This is a genomic window from Tunturiibacter empetritectus (assembly GCF_014201375.1).
Lineage (GTDB): Bacteria > Acidobacteriota > Terriglobia > Terriglobales > Acidobacteriaceae > Edaphobacter > Edaphobacter lichenicola_D.
Genome location: NZ_JACHDZ010000006.1, coordinates 129,918 through 148,430 on the forward strand (window position 1 = coordinate 129,918; position 18,513 = coordinate 148,430).

Here is an 18,513-nt window from a genome sequence, read left to right on the forward strand (position 1 = left end):
AACCCTCAAGCGCAAAGCAAAAACTAATTCCCCACCCGCCACGGCGAAGTAGTCCCCCAACCCCTCAACTCCTTCGTAGCCCAGGCCGTCGACTTATCCGTATGACAAGAAGTACAAGGATTAGGAATCCCCGACAACTCCGTCTCCTTCGACGTAATAAACCGAAACGTATGCGCACTCACATAGTTGTCCTTGATCGTCTGCTCAATCTTCGGCATATGGCAAGCCACGCACTCACTCCCCTTACTCCGCGCCGCATGATGCGTATGCTCACTCACCGTCCCCTTCAGCCCCGCAGGGTTGTCCTTCGTATGGCACGTCAGGCAAACCGCATTCCCTTTCGCAATCAGGTCCGATTCGTTCTCATTACTGTGCACCTGATGGCAGTCAAAGCATCTGATCTGCCGGTGATACATATTGCTCTGCACAAAATCATTCCCCTGCATCCTGTTCTTATGCGCCGTCAGGTCCGCATACTGGAAAAAGTTCGTCACCCCCGGCTTCAGCTCCTCCAGCGTCCAGAAGTCCGCCAGCCGCTCCCCCGGCACAAAACCCACCGGCCAGTCGAAGTACTTCCCTTCAATCGGATTCCCAAGCGGCCGCCCCTGACTGTGGCACTGAATGCAGGTGTCATTGCCCCGCACATAATCAAGAGCGCCCGGATTCACAATGTTCTGCTTCGTCGGATGCGCCACATGCAGACTCCCCGGCCCATGGCACTTCTCGCACCCCACATTCCACTCCGTCACCTGCTTCGTCTCCACGTTATAGTTCACCGAGTGGCACCCATCGCACGTCGGCCCCGTCGGACGATCGAAGTTACTCGGCCCATAGAACGGAAGCCACCAGTCCGTCCCCGTCTCCGCGTGATACGGCAGCCATCGCCCCTTCTTCACATCCCACTGCGCCGGCTCCGGATAGTAGTCGTCCCCGCGTTTGGTAAAAAACCTCTGCTTCCATCTGCTCCCGTACACAAACGCCACATCGTCAAGCCCAAACGTCACCAACGGATTCGGATGCGTAAAGTCCGCGAGCACCGCCTCCGGATGAATCTTCGGATCCCTCACCACATTCGCCATGCGCGTCTGCTTCCACCCCTTGTACGCCGCAGCATGACACGTCTTGCAACTCTCCGAGCCGACAAACTCAGCCCTGACCGTACCCAGGCCCGTACCCGCCCGCGCCCACCCCGTGATCAAACCCAGGAACACCAGTACGAAGAAGACCTGCCACCAATTGGCCTCCCGCTTTCGCCCCATCCATCCCCCATGCCCCATCATGGTCTCCGACTATAAGCGAACGCCGTCACAGAATTGTCAGCGCAGTGTCAACACGTCCTAAGCGTTGTCAGCCACCAAAGCGTTGTGCGCGTCCCGAGCATTGTGCGCGTACAGACTGTTGTGCTCGTACAGACCGCTGTCAGCCCATCCAGAGGCAAGAAACCTCCCTGCCAACCGAGCTTCGACCACCGCGTACTCAGTCCCTCCCAACGCAAACCTCGTCATCTCGACCGAAGTCGCGCGGTCTCATCGCGCGACGCAGTGGAGAAACCCCCGTATTTGCATTTGCATTTGTCGTTGCATTCGCCTTTGCCGTTCTTGTTGTCATCCCCGAAGGGGATCTGCGGTTGCGGTTGCGGTTGCGGTTGCGGTTGCGTCATCCCGAACGAAGTGAAGGATCCCGACACCTTCCACCCGCCCATACCGTCCGAACCTTCCAACCCAAACGCTCCAACTATGGCCTTCATGTCCGCGGATGAGGCGATTGGGACGACACCAGCTACGGTCAATCTGACCGTGGGCTACCTCGACGATAAAATCAGCGGATTGTCAGCGTACGGTCTTCAGCGCAGCTTTGTCTCTTTCTCCAGCATTGACAGAATTTGGGCCATGCGTTTCGCCCGCGTTTCCGGTTTTTTGGCAGAGTGAAGCCGGTAATAAATCGAGAACAGATTTTGCCTGTTCAGGGTGGCAAAGAATTTCTTTGCCCTTGGAAGCTTGTTCAAAGCCGTTAGGAAATCTTCGGGAATTTCCATATCTGCGGAGCCGGCATAAGCCTTCTCCCAGCGCCCATCTTTTTGGGCCGCTTCAACATGCGCCAGTCCCGCTGGGGCCATACGCCCCTCTTGAATCAGCTTCTTAGCATGTTCGCGGTTCTTGCTAGACCAGTTGGATCCGGGCTTGCGTGGCGATAACCTCTGCAAAAATGAGCTGTCGTCCAGTGGTTTCTTCTGGCCATCGATCCACCCGTAGCGGATTGCTTCGACAACACAATCGGCCCAGGTCACTGAGGGCTTGCCTGAAGCAGATTTATAAACTCTAACCCAAAGCTCCTTTGCGCTGGCGTGATTGTCAGCCATCCACTCGCCAAGCGCCTGCGAATTTGGAAAAGACTTGGGAGAAACTGGCTTCATAAAGAATGGAGCAGCTGCAAAATAGGACAGTCCATCGATTCACCTTCCCGGTAATATAACCCGTCCCCCTCCTTGCCGACATACATCCTTGTGCGCGGCCTTCCGGTTTCATCTGCCGCGAGACTAGATCATCCCCTCGAGGCGCACATAGCTCGCCTCCATCCCATGCTCCATGCCTGTCGCCAGCATCATCGCTCGCGTCTTCTCATCAGGCAGTGTCATCCGGATCTTCATCAAGCTTCCTTCCCCGTCTCGCTCGAAGGTGGTTTCAACGTGGTTGTCTGGCGTTCGATCCGGCAGGAACATCCGTTCGACGTGCACGATTCTGCTGAAAGGGCTCACTTCAAGATACTCACCAGTTATGTGAAATCCGGCGCCTTTGCCGTTGGTCCACTCGTAGCGGAACTTCCCTCCGGGTTTTGCGTCGTTGATGCAGACAGGCATGGTCCAGCCTTCAGGGCCGAGCAGCCACTTCTGTATCAACTCCGGATCGGTATGCGCTCGATACAGCGCCTCTGGCGGCGCAGCAAAGCGCCTTGTCACAATCACATGCGTATCGCCTTCGATCTTCAACGTCATCTTGCTCATCGCATCTCTCCTTTCTTCTGTGTGTCGATATTGGCCAGAACTCCATCCAGCCGGTCGTAGTTCTTCTCAAGTGCAGTGCGGAGCATTCCAAGCCACTGATCCATCGCTTCGATACCCTCCTTTGCCAGGCGACGGGGTCGCTTTGTGCCCTCCACCCGGCGCAGGATCAGCCCAGCATCTTCAAGCACCTTCAGATGTTGCGAGATCGCCGGTTGCGACATCTCGAAGGGACGTGCCAGCTCATTGACCGTGGCCTCGCCCAGTGAGAGCCGCGCCAGAATCGCCCGACGCGTGGGATCAGCTAGGGCCGAGAACTTTGTATCTAAACCATCCATAGGTGATAACTTATATAATAAATTACTTATCGTCAAGTAATTTATTGTTCCCTTCCCACGGCCTGCGACAACGCCGCAAAGACCACCAGAAACATCCACAAACCCACCATAAAGCCACCACGATCCGCATCTTGAAACACCCGCGGAGACCACGCCGGTCCGGAGCCTTACAATCCCACCATGCCAACTCTGCAGCCCCCGCCCGCCGAGCAGGACCCCCGCGTCTACTTCGCCGCCGAGCGAACCTTCCTCGCCTGGATCCGCACCGGCCTCGGCCTTATGGGCATCGGCTTTGCCGTAAGCCGCTTCGGCCTCTTCCTCCGCCAGATCACCGCCGCTCAGTCTCATCTGCCCGCTAACACCACAGGTTTCTCCCTCTGGTCCGGAGTCGCCCTGGTAGCCCTCGGAGTCATCGTCAATCTCAGCTCCGTCTACCGCCACTTCCAGCTGGTTCACGAGCTAAGCTCCGGCAGTTGGCGCCCCGGCCACGTCTCCCGCGACGCCGTTATCCTCGGCCTCCTCCTGGCCGCCGCAGGAGTAGCCATGACCATCTACCTGATCCTCGTCCACTAATCAGAAAAATCAGGGGGTACTTGACAAAAACAACCACCCAAACAACGCCCAGAGATGGTAACCCTTCAACCACCAGACATAACCCATGTATTTTCTATATTTTGCAAGCAACCCATTTAGTTGGAATACTTTACAGCCACACACCCCCTGCAGGTAAAACAAAATAAAAGACTTACTCCAAAATATCCATAGGGGGGGGAGGGGACAACCATCATGCCCATAGCCAAACTCACCATCGAACTCGAAATCCCCCACGCCCAGTCCCTCAAAGACCGCCGCCAGGTCCTCCGCTCAATGAAAGATAAACTCCGCCACAGCTTCAACTTAGCCATAGCCGAGCTCGACGACGGCATGGTCTGGAACCGCGCCACCCTCGGCATCGCCGCCATCTCCTCCTCCACCAGCTACCTCACCGGCCAGCTCCGCCACATCGACCAGGCAGCCCACCGCATCGCCGCCAACCTCAGCGCCGAAATCACCGACTCCTACGCCGAAATCCTGCCCGAATGACCCAAAAAGACCCCGCAATCCACAGGAAATCCGCCGGTATCGCTCCCGGGCACTAGGTGGAATGGCCCAACTTTGATATCCTCAACCGTTCTACCTAGTCAAAACTCTATGCCCGAGCAGCGCGCCAGAACCTACCACCGCAACCGTGTCGCCAACACCTTCTCCGAGGAGATTGGAGCCATGCTCGAAGGCGAGCTCTCCGATCCCCGCATCGCGCCCAGCTACGTCACCGAGGTCGTCCTCGCCCCCGGCGGCAAATCCGCCCGCATCTTCGTAGCCGTCCACGGCAACGAGGAGGAGGAAGCCTCTACCCTCGAAGGCCTCACCACCGCCCGCGCCTACATCCGCTCCCAGCTCCGCGATCGCATGGGTGTACGCCACGTCCCCGAGCTCACCTTCGCCATCGACCGCTCTGAGAGGATGACCGGCCGCATGGACGAGCTTCTCGCCCGCACCCGCAAGCGCGAGCAGAGGCGCACCGCAGCCGAACCGACCCCAGGGGCCCCCTGCAAACCATGACCCCCCAAGCCCTTCTCCTCGAGACCAAGCCTCACGCAACTCAGATTGACGACCTATTGGCGGCCTTCCGGTCCCATCCCAGCTTTCTCCTCGCCTCCCACACCCGTCCCGACGGCGACGCCATCGGCTCCGTCCTCGCTCTCGCCGAAGTGCTCGACCAGCTCGGTTGCCAGGCCGACGTCGTCTTCGCCGACCCCATCCCCTCCTCCTACAGCACCCTCCCCAACATCGGCCGCATCCACCACACCCCATCCGCCAACGACGTAGACCCCACCGGCACCACCCCGGCCATCCTCCTCGAATGCGACGGCATCGTCCGCACCGGCCTCCTCGGTCTCGAGGGCCGCACCCTCATCAACATCGACCACCACGCTAGCGGCCGCCCCTTCGCCTCGGTCAATTGGATCGACGAGCACGCCTGCGCCGTCGCCGCCATGGTCTATCACATCGCTCTCGCTGCGAACGTCGAGATCACACCCTCCATGGCCACCTGCCTCTACGCCGGCATCCTCTCCGACACCGGCACCTTTACCTACTCCAGCACCACCGCCGATACCTTCGCGATGGTCCACCACCTCGCCGCCTGCGGAGCCAATCCCAGCCGGATAGCACGCGACATCTACCTCTCCAACCCGGCCAGCAAGATCCGCCTGCTCGGCATCGCTCTCTCTAACCTCCAGTGCGACGACGATCTTGCCTGGACCTGGGTCACCAGCGAAGATATGGACCGCATCGGCGCCATCGCCGAGGACTGCGAAGGAGTCGTCAACTACCTCATCAGCATCGCCGGCGTCGAATCAGCCGTCTTTCTCCGCGAGGTCGCCAACGCCGACCAGTTTCGCCTCAGCATTCGCAGCAAAGGCGTGACCGACGTGGCCCGGATCGCCGAACGCTTCGGCGGGGGCGGCCATCGCAACGCCAGCGGATGCACCCTCGATGGCCCCCTCCCGGTCGCTCTCGAGCGCATCCTCACCCAGCTACGGACAGGACTCTGATAGCCTTGTCTCGCTCCACTTAGAAAAATGAACGATATTCAACATCCCGCCGTCACCGGCGCACGGAATGGCAGCGCACCCGTGATGTGGCTCCAGCAGTATCTAAAGCCGCCCTCCATCACAACCATCCGCGAGTTTGTCATCCTCTTCGTGGTCACCATCTTTCTTCTGCTCTATGGCCTGGTCCCGGTCTTCGGCGGCGATCAGCTCGGCCTGGTCGGTGCCGACGAGCCGCGCTACGCCCAGATCGCCCGCGAGATGCTCACCGCGCACTCCCAGGCTTGCCACGATGTCGATGCCAAGATGATTCCGCGCAGCCCGCGCCCGGAAGACATCCGCAACTCCTTCCACTGCATCGCCAGCGGCACCGTCACCCCTATCCTCTACGGTAAGCCCTGGCTCGAAAAGCCCGCCCTCTACTACTGGCGCGCCATGAGTTTCTTCAAGGAGTTCGGCGTCTCCGACTGGACCGCCCGTCTCCCGTCCTCGTCTGCAACCCTGGCCCTCGTCGTCCTGATCTTCCTCCACATGCGGCGTTTCCGCCCTGGCGGCCACCTCGACGCAGCCTTGATCACCGTCTCCTGCGTGGCCATTGTCAGCTTCGCCCGCGGCGCCTCCACCGACATGCAGCTCGCCGCGCCCTTCTGCATCGGGATGCTCGGCTGGTACGCCTGGTACGAGACCGGAAAAAAGTTCTGGCTCTTCGATCTCTACTTCTTCGGAGCAGCCGCCACGCTCGCAAAGGGTCCCGTGGCTCCCTTCCTCGCGCTGGCCATCATCCTCCTCTTCGCTGGCCTCCGTCGCGAGTGGTCCCTTCTCCGCCGCACCATCTGGATTCCCGGAGTCATCCTCTATCTGATCATGGTGCTGCCCTGGTACATCGCCGTTCAAAAGCGCAACCCAACCTTCTACCGCCTCTTCTTTCTCGAACACAATCTCGAGCGCTTCGCCACCAACCGCTACCAACACCATCAACCCTTCTGGTACTACCTCGCCGTCCTCCTAATCGGCCTCATGCCCTGGACCGTCATAGCCATCCGCGCCCTGGTCGACTCCATCGAAGTCTCCATCGCCGAGTGGAAGGTCCGTCACAATCCACAGCGTTACCTCGGCCACACCCGCGCCGGCGATGCCTTCCCCGAGTTCCTCGTCCTCTGGGCACTCTTCCCCATCGTCTTCTTCTCCTTCTCCGGCTCCAAGCTCCCCGGCTACATTCTTCCCTCCATTCCTCCGCTGACCATCCTCACCGCCGACTATCTCAACCGCAGCCGCCGCCAGGGCCTTCCACAATGGCTCATCTGGGCGCACGCCGCCACCTGCGGCCTCCTTGTCTTCGTCCTCGCTCTAGCCCCTCAGCACATGAAGTACGAGACCTTCGTACCCTCCGCGCAATGGCTGCTGGTCGCAGGCGCCGCCGCACTCGCCTTCGGAGCCGTCGTCTTCCTCACTATCCGTCGTTGGGGCATCTCGCAGATCTGCAACGTAACCCTGCTGCCAGTCCTCGCAACTCTCGTCTTCCTCCTCGGCTTCTACGGCAAAGAGCTCGACATGAACTACTCTGCCCGCCCCCTCGCCCACGAGATCCAGCAACAGGCACCCGACGTGAAGCTTGTAGCCACCGACATCAAGCGCGACATGGACTACGGCCTCGCCTTCTATCGCAACGAGCCCATGATCCATTACGGCACCGACGGCGTCCCCGACGCAGAGCACATCCTCGTCATCCGTGCCAGCGATGCCGGCGATCTCGACCGCTGGCTCGCCGGGCGCGTCTACAAACCCCTATTCCTCTACGAATCGCAAGGGATCGAAGTCTACCGTGTCTACGCTCGCCCACCGGCCTCCCCTGACATCACCCCTCCCAATCAGCCGGAGAACCATCCCCACCATCCAGCCAAGCCCCGGAGACACATCACCGGCTAACCACACTCCGCACAGAGGGTTGATCCGGCATAACACCCGGGTGCCCGCACTAACACTCACCCATCCCACCAAAATTCCTATAAGCTCGACGAAAGACCTCCCAAAGGTATGGCCGTCGCGACCCAACTCGAGATACTGGACCTTCGCCACTTTTCGGCGCGCCAGCTTCGTCCTCTGCTCGAAACCGAGTCGCGCGTCTGGGAGCAACGTCTTCGCTGGAACTATCAAAGCTCAACCGAACTCCTCCTCCAGTACCTCGACTCCCGCATCCTACCCGGCTTCGTCGCTCTCGACCGGGGACGCATCTGTGGCTTCACCTTCTGCGTCTACGAGGGCCAGAAAGCAGTCGTCGGAGACGCCTTCGCCATCGCCAACGACACGGCGCAGATGCTTCAAACCACACACACCCTGCTCCACCAGCTGCTGCAGCTCCTGCAAAACTCCCCCGGCATTCAACGCATCGAGTCTCAGCTCCTGCTCTACGACGCTGGCTCCATCAACGAGGTCTTCCTGGCATCCGGCTTCACCATGTATCCCCGCCTCTTCATGGAGTGCGACCTCAGCGTCCCGGCAGACGTCCCCCACGCTCCCCCCCAGCTGAATCTTCCCCCCACCGTTGAGCTGGTGCGCTGGTCCAGCGATCATTATCAGGCTGCCGCCGAGCTGATCCACGAGTGCTACCTGGGCCACATCGACGCCCGCATCAACGATCAGTACTGCTCCCTCCACGGCTCCCTTCGCTTCCTCCACAACATCGTCCGCTTCCCCGGCTGCGGCGTCTTTGAGCCCAACGCCTCCTGGGTCCTTCGCGACCGCCACAACGGCTCCATCGTCGGAATGTTGCTATGTTCCCGCGTAGCCAGTGACGTCGCCCATATCACCCAGCTCTGCATCGCCCCCGCCTGGAGAGGCCACGGCCTAGGACGAGCTCTCCTCAACCATTGCATCGATCATCTGACCCACGCCAGCTTCGCGGCCATCACCCTGACCGTCACCGAAGCCAACCAGCAGGCCGTCAAGCTCTATGAGAACCACGGCTTCTTCACCCGCCATCGCTTCGACGCCATGGTTCTAGACCGCACGAATCAGGCATCCTGAAGAGAACAGAGTCTTATTCCCGACCAACGGGAGGGAGCGACAATGACGGCGCCCCCCCAAACAAGGTATGCAAGTCACGAAGTGACCGCCCTCCGCGCAGGAGGCCCGTCCGGCAGGACACCTCCCCAAGATCAAACCGCAAATCTCTCCGCCGACCGAGCCTTCTTCTTCGCAGCCTCTTCCTCTCGATCCTTAGGGGGCGCATTGGTCTCAAGTGACGCCAGCAGGCGACCGGAGATCAGCGATATCTCCCCCACCGCAGACTGAAAAGCATCTTCGTTAGCCTTCGATGGCTTCGTAAAACCGCTGATCTTCCTCACAAACTGAAGCGACGCATCTCGAATCTCATCGTCCGTGACGGGAGGATCGAAGTTGAACAGAGTTTTGATATTCCTGCACATTGCTTCACCTCAACGCATAGGCAAATTCACGACAGAATTCTATTCCACGTGATAGTTAGGTGCCTCACGCGTAATGATCACGTCATGAACGTGGCTCTCTCGCAGCCCGGCGTTCGAGATCCGAATAAACCGAGCATTCGCCTGCAACTCCGCGATCGTCCCGCATCCCAAATATCCCATCCCCGAACGCAGACCGCCGACCAGCTGATACACCATGCCCTCAAGCGGCCCACGATGCGGCACACGCCCTTCAATCCCTTCCGGCACAAACTTCGCCAGCCGGTTCGAGCCGCCGTTCTCCCTTGCCGTCAGCGACGGCCTCTCGGTGCTTGCAGCGTCTTCCATATCGCTCTTGCCCTGGAAGTAACGCTCGCCCGAACCCTGCGCCATAGCCGACAGCGAACCCATCCCGCGATAAGCCTTGAACGAGCGCCCCTGATACAAAATCGTCTCCCCAGGACTCTCATCCACGCCAGCGAATAGCGACCCCATCATCACCACGCTCGCCCCAGCCGCAATCGCCTTGGTCACATCGCCCGAGTATTTGATCCCACCATCCGCAATAATCGGAATCCCCCGCTCCTGCCCCGCGCGATAGGCCTCTGAGATAGCCGTGATCTGCGGCATGCCCGCACCGGTCACCATGCGCGTCGTACAGATCGAACCCGGCCCGATCCCCACCTTCACCGCATCGGCTCCCGCATCCATCAGTGCAATCGCACCTTCATAGGTAGCGATATTTCCCGCCAGCAAATCAATCTGCGGAAACCGCTTCTTCACCTCACGCACCGCCTCCAGCACTCGCGACGAGTGTCCATGCGCCGAATCAATCGCCAACGCATCCACCCGAGCCGCAACCAGAGCCTCCGCCCGTTCCAGAAAATCCCCCGTAGCGCCAATCGCACCCGCCACCCGCAACCGCCCCTGCGAATCCTTCGAAGCATTCGGATACTTCAACTTCTTCTGAATGTCCTTGACCGTAATCAGTCCCTTCAGCTCATAGTCGTCATTGACCACCAGCAGCTTCTCCACGCGATGCTGATGCAGAATCTGCTCCGCCTGCTCCAGCGTCGTACCCACCGGCACCGTAATCAGATTCGCCTTCGTCATCACAGAATCGATCGACAAATCGGTCCGCGAGACAAACCGCAGGTCGCGATTCGTCAAAATTCCCACCAGCTTCTTGTTCTTCGTCACCGGCACACCCGAGATCTTGTACCGCCGCATCACATCGAGCGCATCCGCGATCGTCTGATCGGGCACCACTGTCACCGGATCCACGATCATCCCGCTCTCCGACCGCTTCACCTTGTCGATCTCTCCTGCCTGCTGCTCGATCGTCAGATTGCGATGCACCACCCCCAGCCCACCCTGCTGCGCCATCGCAATCGCCAGCCGCGCCTCGGTCACCGTATCCATCGCAGCCGACATCAGCGGCGTGCTCAGCGTGATATTTCGGGTCAGCTGGGTCTGCGTGCTCACCTGGGTTGGAACAACGTCGCTGTAGGCAGGCACAAGAAGAACGTCATCAAACGTAAGGGCTTCGGGTACGGGGGAGCTAATCATAATTTTTATAGGTTCCAGTTGTAATGGTTGAAAAGCGATAGGCCATGCGGCAGCAAGCCTGTATTTCGCGGGATTTCATCGATTGTAGAGTCGCCTACCGCCCATAGCAAATTGGATGGCCCAATTTCCGCAAAGTTTCACACGCGACGGTGTTGGCCGCTAGACTCAACCCATCAACTATATAGCTTTGTTGTCAGTAGTTCCTTGGACGGTAGAATCAATCGACGTTATTACGTCTGCCCGTTTCTAAGGTGTCAAACACATGCAAAAATGGCGGAAAATAATCGGCACTTTCCTCATCTTGATGCCCCTGCTTATCTTTGTAGGTTTCGCTCTCGTAGGCATCATGTTCAGATCGCTGGGGATGGATATCCATTGGAATGGATCAAGGGAACGGCTCTATGTCACGGCGTTTTGTGCCCTACTTTCGCTATGTGCTTGCTTTATGGCTGGGTTTACCTGCGAAGAGTCGGAAAGAAATTGGGCTGATACTACACCGGAGGCTGTCAAACCAAGAACAGCGCCCCCATTGAATTCCGTGAAAAGTAGATGTATCATTTGAATTGCAGACGATTTTGTTCCGTCGTACCAATGAGAGCCGTGACCGCACCGGTGATTTGACGGAAGAGATGAGTGGGCTAAAGCCCACTTTTTATTTGCTCTAAAAACGTTTGTGCACGCGGGACCACTGAACCGGAAACAAAACGCTTATGGCAGTCCAGCTAGACCAAATTCGAGCAACCGCGGAACGTGTCGCTGCCTCCCACAACCTGGAACTCGTCGATCTTGAGTTTCAGGGCGGAGTCAAATTCCGCACCTTGCGCGTCTTTGTAGAAAAAAATGCAGCAGAACGAGCCAAACTTGCCGAACTCGCCGCAAATGAGGCCGTTGCAGATCTTCCGAAAGGTGTCCCGGTGGAAAGGCTCTCCGGCGTCACCCATGAGGATTGCGCTGTATTTGCACAGGATTTTGGCACCGTCCTCGATGTAGAAGATCTCATCCCGGGCGCTGAGTACACCCTCGAGGTCTCCTCACCGGGCCTCGAACGCAAGCTGTTTCGGCCTGAAGACTTCACCCGGTTTCAAGGCAGTCTGGTCAAACTCCAGACCTTCACCCCGGTGAATAAAAACAGGCAGTGGCAAGGCCGTCTCGCCAAATTTTCAGACGGTGTGCTGACGATCGACCTCTCTGCCGTCAAACAGAAGGGCAAGGCAAAGAAGGCTGTGACAGAATCGACCGTCGACATCGCCCTGGCGAACGTCGAAAAGGCAAATCTAGTCGCAGAGATTTAGAGAGCTGCTCGAACGAAAGCAGTCCTCTCTGAATCGGCAAAACCAACAGAGACAAATCCGGATACGCTTCGGACAAGAGCAAGGACGAGTGAACAATGGCAAGTGTTCTGTATCAATCGATTGAGACGTTGAGCCGAGACAAAGGTATCGAGCCCGCAGTGGTCGTAGGCGCCGTGGAAGACGCCATCGCGCTCGCCACGCGCAAGTACTACAAGACCCAGGAGAATATGCGCGCCGAGATGGACCGCGAGACCGGCGAGATCCGCGCCTATGTCTTCAAGACCGTCGTCGAAACCCCGGAACAGATCGAAGACGACATCAACCAGATGAGCCTCGAGCAGGCCCGCGAGCTCGCCCCCGAGGTCGAAGTCGGCGGCGAACTGCGCTTCTACAAGGACACCACCCCCCTCGGCCGCATCGCCGCCCAGATGGCCAAGCAGGTCATCTTCCAGAAGGTCCGCGAAGCCGAGCGTGACACCGTCTTCAACGAGTACAACCACCGCGCCGGCGAGGTCCTCAACGCCACCGTCAAGCGCCTCGAGCCCATGGACGTCATCTTCGACCTCGGCAAGGCCGAAGCTCGCATGCCCAAACGCGAGCAGTCGCGCCTCGAGCAGTTTGCCGTCGGAGAGCGTGTCCGCGTCGTCCTCCTTCGTGTCGATCGCGCCGCCAAAGGCCCGCAGGTCATCGTCTCCCGCGCCGCCCCAGCTCTCGTCCAGAACCTCTTCCAGTCCGAGGTTCCCGAGATCTACGACGGTACCGTGACCATCCGCGCCATCGCCCGCGAAGCCGGCGAGCGCACCAAGATCGCCGTCATGAGCCGCGACAAGGACGTCGACCCCGTCGGCGCCTGCGTCGGCATGAAGGGCATGCGCGTCCAGTCCATCATCCGCGAGCTGCGCGGCGAAAAGATCGATATCATCGAGTTCTCCGAAGAGATCACCACCTTCGCCGAGAAGGCCCTGCAGCCCGCCAAGGTGAGCCGCGTCTCCATCACCGATCTCGCCGACAAGCAGATCGAGGTCATCGTCGACGACACCCAGCTCTCCCTCGCCATCGGCAAGAAGGGCCAGAACGTCCGCCTCGCCGCCAAGCTCCTCCAGTGGAAGATCGACATCAAGAGCGAAGAGGAGAAGCGTCAGGAGGTCGAGAGCCAGATGCAGGCCATGAGCGGCGGCCCCACGACCCCGATCGAACAGGTCTCCGAGCTCGGTGAAACCATCCTCGAAAAGCTCATCGCGGCCGGCATCACCACCGTCGAAGCCCTCGCCGACATGACCCCCGAGCAGCTCGAAGAGGTTCCCGGCATCGGCGAAAAGACCGTCGAAAAGATCTCCGTCGCCGTTCGCCACTACTTCGGCCAGTACGAAGAAGGCGAAGAGCGTCCTGTCCCTGCCATCTCCGCCGCATCAGAGACGGCGGCAACTGAATTCGAGGAGGGTTCTATGGAAAAGACGCCCGAAGCAATTCTTGCCGCAGAAGCCGGCATCGGCACCGCTTACGAGGTCAACAACCTCTCCTCAGAAGATATCGCCGACGCCGAAGAGGCCGAATCCGCCAGCGATGCCTTTAGCGACAACGATGCACGAGAAGAACGGATCGAATTGGATAACGACAGCGTAGACACCCTGGTCGACGAAGCCCAGGAGAACTCCGATGAAGGTATCGACGATGGAAACGATCGTGGTTAGCCAGTTCAACCACGCGCCACAGCACTCCCTGGATCACGAACTCTCGAAATCCAGTGAGAGCACTTACAATAAAGATTCCTGCAACGATGAGGCTGCTATGAACAGCTAACCGCGCAGGGCAAGCGAAAAGGGACGGATGAGCAAAGTTCGAATTAACGATCTGGCACGAGAACTGGAAGTAAAGAGCAGGCCAATCCTGGACGCGCTCGAAGCCATTGGCGTGTCTGGAAAGACCCACTCCAGCTCGATTGAAGCCGATCAGGCCGAAAGAGTTCGGGACTACTTCAAGAACGGCGGAAGAAGCGGGGCCAGCCGGCAGCAGCAGGCCGACAACAAGCCCAGGTTCGACCTCTCCAAGGTCTCCAAACCTGGCGATGCCCTCAAGGCCATCCTCGAGCGCAAACAGGCCGAGGCAACCGCCAAAGCCGCGCCGCCGCCGCGCCCAACCGCCGTCGTTGCGCCGCCTCCCGCCTCAGCCGCGGTTGCAGCCGCACCACCGCGCGTCGTCGCAGCACCACCTACCGCGGCCCCGGTCTCCTCTGCCACTCCTGCCCAGGCTGGACCCGCAGCGCCTCGCCGCATCGTTCCTCTGCCTCGCCAGGGCGCAAATATCGTCGCTCCCGCCCCAGGCCCGGCCATCGCGACCAGGCCGCCCGTCGGCCCTGTCATCGCGCGCCCGCCAGTCGCCGCTGCTCCAGTCGCCGTCTCTCCAGCCACCGCGCCGCCATCGGCTGACCGCCCCGCGGTCGCATCCACTCCAGTAGTGGCTGCCCCACCGGCAGCAAAGCCCGCACCTCCGTCCGCCCTAGCCGCGGAAGCAGCGGAGCCAAAGCCCGCAACTCCGGCAGCCCCGCCAGTCGAAGCCGCTCCCGCCGCACCGATCGCCGAAGCTCCAGCGCCCGTAGCCGAAGCTGAGACCGAAGCCGCTCCAGAAGCTCCAGCCCCGACTCCCGGCCCCCCAGCCCGTCGCGTCATCATGCCGCAGACCGGGCCCCGCCCCATCTACACCGCGCCTCCAGTGGCTCCCGGCACGCCGCAGCGCGGCCGACCCATCTTTGAGCGCCCACGTCCCCAGTCGCCCGGCGCTCCCGGTTCCCGTCCCATGTCCTCGACGGCTCCCGGCGCACGCCGTCCGATGCACCCCACCCGCACCTTCCCCGGAGGCCCAGGAGGCCCCGGCGGCGCACCAGGCCGTCCCGGCTTCACTCCAGGCGCTCGCCCCGGCTTCCCTGCACGTCCAGGCTTCGGTGCACGTCCCGGTGGAGCTCCAGGCGGCGCACCTGGCGTAATGCCAGGCCCTGGCGAAAAGCCAGGAATGCGCCCCGCAGCACGCCCAGCCTCACGCCGCGGCGGACAGCGTTACGAGAAGACCAAGGAAGGGCCGATGAAGGGCTTCCAGCCGCCACCACGCTTCGGCGGCCAGCAGGTCTCCCGCGAGCCCGTGCCAATCACCCGCACCATCACCGTCACCGAAGGCATCAGCGTCAAGGACCTCGCCGAGAAGCTCGACGTCCGCGGCAAGGACCTCATCGCAACCCTCCTCATGAAGGGCGTCTTCGTCACCGTCAACCAGTCCCTCGAAGGCGAGCTGGTCAAGGATGTCGCCCGCCAGTTCGGCGCCGACGCCACCATCATCTCCGTCGAAGAGCAGCTCGAGAACGAGGCCATCGAAGGCTTCCTCGAAGACACCACCGGAATGGTCGAAGTCGTCCGTTCGCCAGTCGTCACAGTCATGGGTCACGTCGACCACGGCAAAACCTCGCTCCTCGACGCCATCCGCTCCACCGACGTCGCAGGCGGCGAAGCCGGCGGCATCACCCAGCACATCGGCGCCTACAAGGTCAAAATTACCAAGCCCGACTCCCCCGCCTTTGGTCGCGAGATCGTCTTCCTCGACACCCCGGGTCACGAAGCCTTCACCCGCATGCGTGCCCGCGGAGCCAAGGTCACCGACATCGTCGTCATCGTCGTTGCAGCCGACGACGGCGTCATGCCCCAGACCCTCGAAGCCATCGATCATGCCCGCGCCGCCAACGTGCCGATCATCGTCGCGGTCAACAAGATCGACAAGCCCGAAGCCAACCCCTCGAAGGTCATCCAGCAGCTCGCCACGCGCGGCCTGCAACCGGCCAACCAGGGCGGCGACACCGAGTTCGTCGAAGTCTCCGCGAAGAAGCATCTCAACCTGGACAAGCTCGAGGAGATGATCTGCCTCGTCGCCGACGTCAACGAACAAAAAGCCCAGCCCGACCGTCCCGCCGTCGGAACCGTCATCGAAGCCAAACTCGATCGCGGCCGCGGCGCCGTCGCCAGCATCCTCGTGCAGAACGGTACCCTCCGCACCGGAGACAGCTACATCGTCGGCAACACCTTCGGCAAGATCCGAGCCATGTTCGACGATCGCGGTCGCTCCATCACCGAAGCTGGCCCCTCCACCCCGGTCGAGATCCTTGGCCTCGAAGGCATGCCCGACGCAGGCGACACCTTCCTCGTCATGGCAGACCGCGACAAAGCCAAGGGCATCGCGCAGTATCGCAAGATGAAGGAGCGCGAGGCACAACTCGCCAAGAGCTCCCGCGTCTCGCTCGAAGGCCTCGCCGAGCAAATCAAGCAAGCCGGCATGAAGGATCTCAACCTCATCCTCAAGGGCGACGTGCAAGGCTCGGTCGAGGTCCTCGCAGACTCGCTCCAGCGCATGTCCACCGAGAAGGTTCGCGTTCGCGTCCTCCACTCCGGCGTCGGTGCAATCACCGAGTCCGACGTCCTCCTGGCCTCCGCATCGAACGCCGTCGTCATCGGCTTCAACGTCCGGCCCGACCGCAAGGCCGCCGAAGTTGCCGAGCGCGAAAACGTTGAGATTCGTCTGCACTCCATCATCTACGAGCTGCAGGATGAGATCACCAAGGCGATGTACGGCCTCCTCGAGCCAGTCTTCAAGGAGAACTACGCCGGCCGCGCCGAGGTCCTCAATGTCTTCAAGATCACCAAGGTCGGCCAGATCGCCGGCTGCCGCGTCACCGACGGCCTCATCAAACGCGATCAGCAGGTCCGCCTGCTCCGCGAAGGCGCCGAGGTCTGGAAGGGCAAGATTGCCTCGCTCAAGCGCTTCAAAGACGACGTCTCCGAAGTCCGTCAGGGCGTCGAGTGCGGTATCGATCTCGCAGGACACAAGGACATCCGTGTCGGCGACGTCATCGAGTCCTTCACCACCGAAACCCTCGCCGCCGAACTCGGCCAGAACTCTGCCGCAGCCAGAAAAGCAGAGAAGGCCGAGAAGGAACGCGAGGCCGCCGCGGCCGCAGCAGCAGCCAACGCCGAAAACTCAGTCAACGCCTAACCAACCCAAACACGCAGCACACAAAAGGCCGGGAGCGATCCCGGCCTTTTGCATTGCTCATCCTGCAGCCAACCGACATCTCACGTTAGCGATCGTCTTGTACTATGGAGCCACACATGGCCCAACAACTCAGACGCCTCGCCGACGACGTAATTCAAACCTGGCACACCATGCCCAAATCTCAGGCGCTGCGCTGGTATGGCGCACTTCTGCAGAACGCCCCCACCGTTCTGCGCGAGCGCAAATTCTACTCCGCAGACCACGCCATGCGCGGCGTCCTGCGCTTTCACCTGCTCGGGCACGACCTCGAAGTAGATGTAAACGCAATCAACACCACGGCCGGAAACGGCTACGCCTTCCTGCGAGAGTTCTTCGTTCGTCGCATCTACTTCCGGGAGTTCAAACAGCTCAACTTCGACAACTGCCTCGATCTTGGCTGCAACACCGGCGTCGTCACCAGCCTCTTGAAGCAGTTGGCAGGCCCCGGCGGTAAGGTCGTCGGCATCGATCCCCTCACATACCCGGACAACACCTTTCGCACCAAGCTGGAGACCGTACCCGGGCTGACGATTCATCAAGGCGTCCTCTGCGGAGAGTCCCTCCGCCACGACTCCGCCGCACTCCACGCCATGTGCGACCCCTATGACTTCGACGCCAACCTCGCAATCACAGTCGAAGAGCTGATGAAGACCTACGGCATCCAACACGTCGACTTCCTGAAGATGGACATCGAAGGCGCCGAGTTCGCCATCTTTCGCGACTCCGTGCGATGGCTCGACGTGGTCGACAATCTCGCGATGGAGGTCCACAACACCGTCGGCAACCCAACCGAGATCATCCACCGCCTCCAGCAAAAAGGCTTCTGCGTAAAGTGGCTCGACGATGCCGGCTACCCCGCAGATCAACGCAACGCAGGCTACATCTACGCCTCCAAGATCGGCTCACTCAAAGACTAGAACTCTCCAGCCTCAACTTCTCCCAACTTTCTTTCGCTTCTAAGCAGCCAAAGGCTTTACCCTTGAGCCCTTCTTTGCTTCTAGGTAACCCAAGGCTTTAGTCTTGGCCCTCACAAGCAGCCGCGCAGCGGTTTCCTCTCTGCCGAAGGCCGGAGCGAAGGCGTAGCCGCAGCGACTGATTCATTGCCGTTGCTTTTTGCCTTTATCTTTTGCTCTCGCCGACTAGCAAACTAGCTAACTCGCCGCTTTCCACAGCAAAAACCTTGACACGCCTGATAACCTTAAAGCTGAAGAACAAGCCCGGCCAACAGCCGGG

The 18,513-nt window shown here is 60.3% G+C and carries 17 protein-coding genes; 10 read left to right on the forward strand and 7 right to left on the reverse strand.

Annotation, left to right across the window (positions count from 1 at the left end; all coding sequences use genetic code 11):
* Nucleotides 1-23 precede the first annotated feature (23 nt).
* The 4 genes from HDF10_RS16700 to HDF10_RS16715 form a co-directional block, all read right to left on the reverse strand.
* Nucleotides 24-1,280: a cytochrome c3 family protein gene (locus tag HDF10_RS16700; RefSeq protein ID WP_260177966.1), complete on the reverse strand. Its 1,257-nt coding sequence runs from the start codon at nucleotides 1,278-1,280 to the stop codon at nucleotides 24-26.
* 563 nt (nucleotides 1,281-1,843) lie between these two features.
* A complete protein-coding gene (locus HDF10_RS16705; protein ID WP_183815389.1) occupies nucleotides 1,844-2,413 on the reverse strand; it encodes a YdeI/OmpD-associated family protein in 570 nt (189 codons plus the stop codon).
* A 123-nt stretch (nucleotides 2,414-2,536) separates the two neighbouring features.
* Entirely contained in the window at nucleotides 2,537-3,001 is a 465-nt protein-coding gene (locus tag HDF10_RS16710; protein ID WP_183815391.1) for an SRPBCC domain-containing protein, read from the reverse strand.
* Complete coding sequence (locus HDF10_RS16715; RefSeq protein ID WP_183815393.1) at nucleotides 2,998-3,336, reverse strand: ArsR/SmtB family transcription factor; 339 nt, start codon at nucleotides 3,334-3,336, stop codon at nucleotides 2,998-3,000. The genes HDF10_RS16710 and HDF10_RS16715 overlap by 4 nt, the downstream gene beginning before the upstream one ends.
* Before the next feature lie 180 nt (nucleotides 3,337-3,516).
* Between HDF10_RS16715 and HDF10_RS16720 the strand changes: the two genes are divergently transcribed.
* The 6 genes from HDF10_RS16720 (at nucleotide 3,517) to HDF10_RS16745 (ending at nucleotide 8,954) form a co-directional block, all read left to right on the forward strand.
* Entirely contained in the window at nucleotides 3,517-3,909 is a 393-nt protein-coding gene (locus tag HDF10_RS16720; RefSeq protein ID WP_183815395.1) for a YidH family protein, read from the forward strand.
* A 213-nt stretch (nucleotides 3,910-4,122) separates the two neighbouring features.
* A complete protein-coding gene (locus HDF10_RS16725) occupies nucleotides 4,123-4,419 on the forward strand; it encodes a DUF503 domain-containing protein (protein ID WP_183768886.1) in 297 nt (98 codons plus the stop codon).
* Nucleotides 4,420-4,527: 108 nt separating this feature from the next.
* Nucleotides 4,528-4,938: a 30S ribosome-binding factor RbfA gene (gene rbfA, locus HDF10_RS16730; protein ID WP_183815397.1), complete on the forward strand. Its 411-nt coding sequence runs from the start codon at nucleotides 4,528-4,530 to the stop codon at nucleotides 4,936-4,938.
* A complete protein-coding gene (locus HDF10_RS16735; protein WP_183815399.1) occupies nucleotides 4,935-5,933 on the forward strand; it encodes a DHH family phosphoesterase in 999 nt (332 codons plus the stop codon). Before rbfA ends, HDF10_RS16735 begins: the two co-directional genes overlap by 4 nt.
* 27 nt (nucleotides 5,934-5,960) lie before the next feature.
* Nucleotides 5,961-7,856, forward strand: coding sequence for an ArnT family glycosyltransferase (locus tag HDF10_RS16740; RefSeq protein WP_183815401.1), 1,896 nt, complete (start codon nucleotides 5,961-5,963; stop codon nucleotides 7,854-7,856).
* Nucleotides 7,857-7,964: 108 nt separating this feature from the next.
* Nucleotides 7,965-8,954, forward strand: a complete 990-nt coding sequence (locus HDF10_RS16745) for a GNAT family N-acetyltransferase (protein WP_183815402.1) — start codon at nucleotides 7,965-7,967, stop codon at nucleotides 8,952-8,954.
* Nucleotides 8,955-9,085: 131 nt separating this feature from the next.
* On the opposite strand, the gene HDF10_RS16750 is transcribed toward HDF10_RS16745, so the two are convergent.
* The 3 genes from HDF10_RS16750 to HDF10_RS16760 all read right to left on the reverse strand — a co-directional run bounded on the left by HDF10_RS16750 (nucleotide 9,086) and on the right by HDF10_RS16760 (nucleotide 11,297).
* Nucleotides 9,086-9,355, reverse strand: a complete 270-nt coding sequence (locus HDF10_RS16750) for a DUF2277 domain-containing protein (protein ID WP_183815404.1) — start codon at nucleotides 9,353-9,355, stop codon at nucleotides 9,086-9,088.
* A gap of 39 nt (nucleotides 9,356-9,394) precedes the next feature.
* Complete coding sequence (gene guaB, locus HDF10_RS16755; protein ID WP_183815406.1) at nucleotides 9,395-10,921, reverse strand: IMP dehydrogenase; 1,527 nt, start codon at nucleotides 10,919-10,921, stop codon at nucleotides 9,395-9,397.
* 217 nt (nucleotides 10,922-11,138) lie between these two features.
* Entirely contained in the window at nucleotides 11,139-11,297 is a 159-nt protein-coding gene (locus tag HDF10_RS16760) for a hypothetical protein (protein WP_183815408.1), read from the reverse strand.
* Nucleotides 11,298-11,631: 334 nt separating this feature from the next.
* Between HDF10_RS16760 and HDF10_RS16765 the strand changes: the two genes are divergently transcribed.
* From HDF10_RS16765 to HDF10_RS16780, 4 genes are all read left to right on the forward strand, one after another.
* Nucleotides 11,632-12,213: a ribosome maturation factor RimP gene (locus HDF10_RS16765; RefSeq protein WP_183815410.1), complete on the forward strand. Its 582-nt coding sequence runs from the start codon at nucleotides 11,632-11,634 to the stop codon at nucleotides 12,211-12,213.
* Nucleotides 12,214-12,308: 95 nt separating this feature from the next.
* Nucleotides 12,309-13,904, forward strand: coding sequence for a transcription termination factor NusA (gene nusA / locus HDF10_RS16770; protein WP_183815412.1), 1,596 nt, complete (start codon nucleotides 12,309-12,311; stop codon nucleotides 13,902-13,904).
* A 136-nt stretch (nucleotides 13,905-14,040) separates the two neighbouring features.
* Nucleotides 14,041-17,241 carry a translation initiation factor IF-2 gene (infB, locus tag HDF10_RS16775; protein WP_183815414.1) on the forward strand — a complete coding sequence of 1,067 codons (3,201 nt, stop codon included), beginning with the start codon at nucleotides 14,041-14,043 and terminating at the stop codon, nucleotides 17,239-17,241.
* Nucleotides 17,242-17,357: 116 nt separating this feature from the next.
* Nucleotides 17,358-18,197: an FkbM family methyltransferase gene (locus HDF10_RS16780; RefSeq protein ID WP_183815416.1), complete on the forward strand. Its 840-nt coding sequence runs from the start codon at nucleotides 17,358-17,360 to the stop codon at nucleotides 18,195-18,197.
* Nucleotides 18,198-18,513 lie beyond the last annotated feature (316 nt).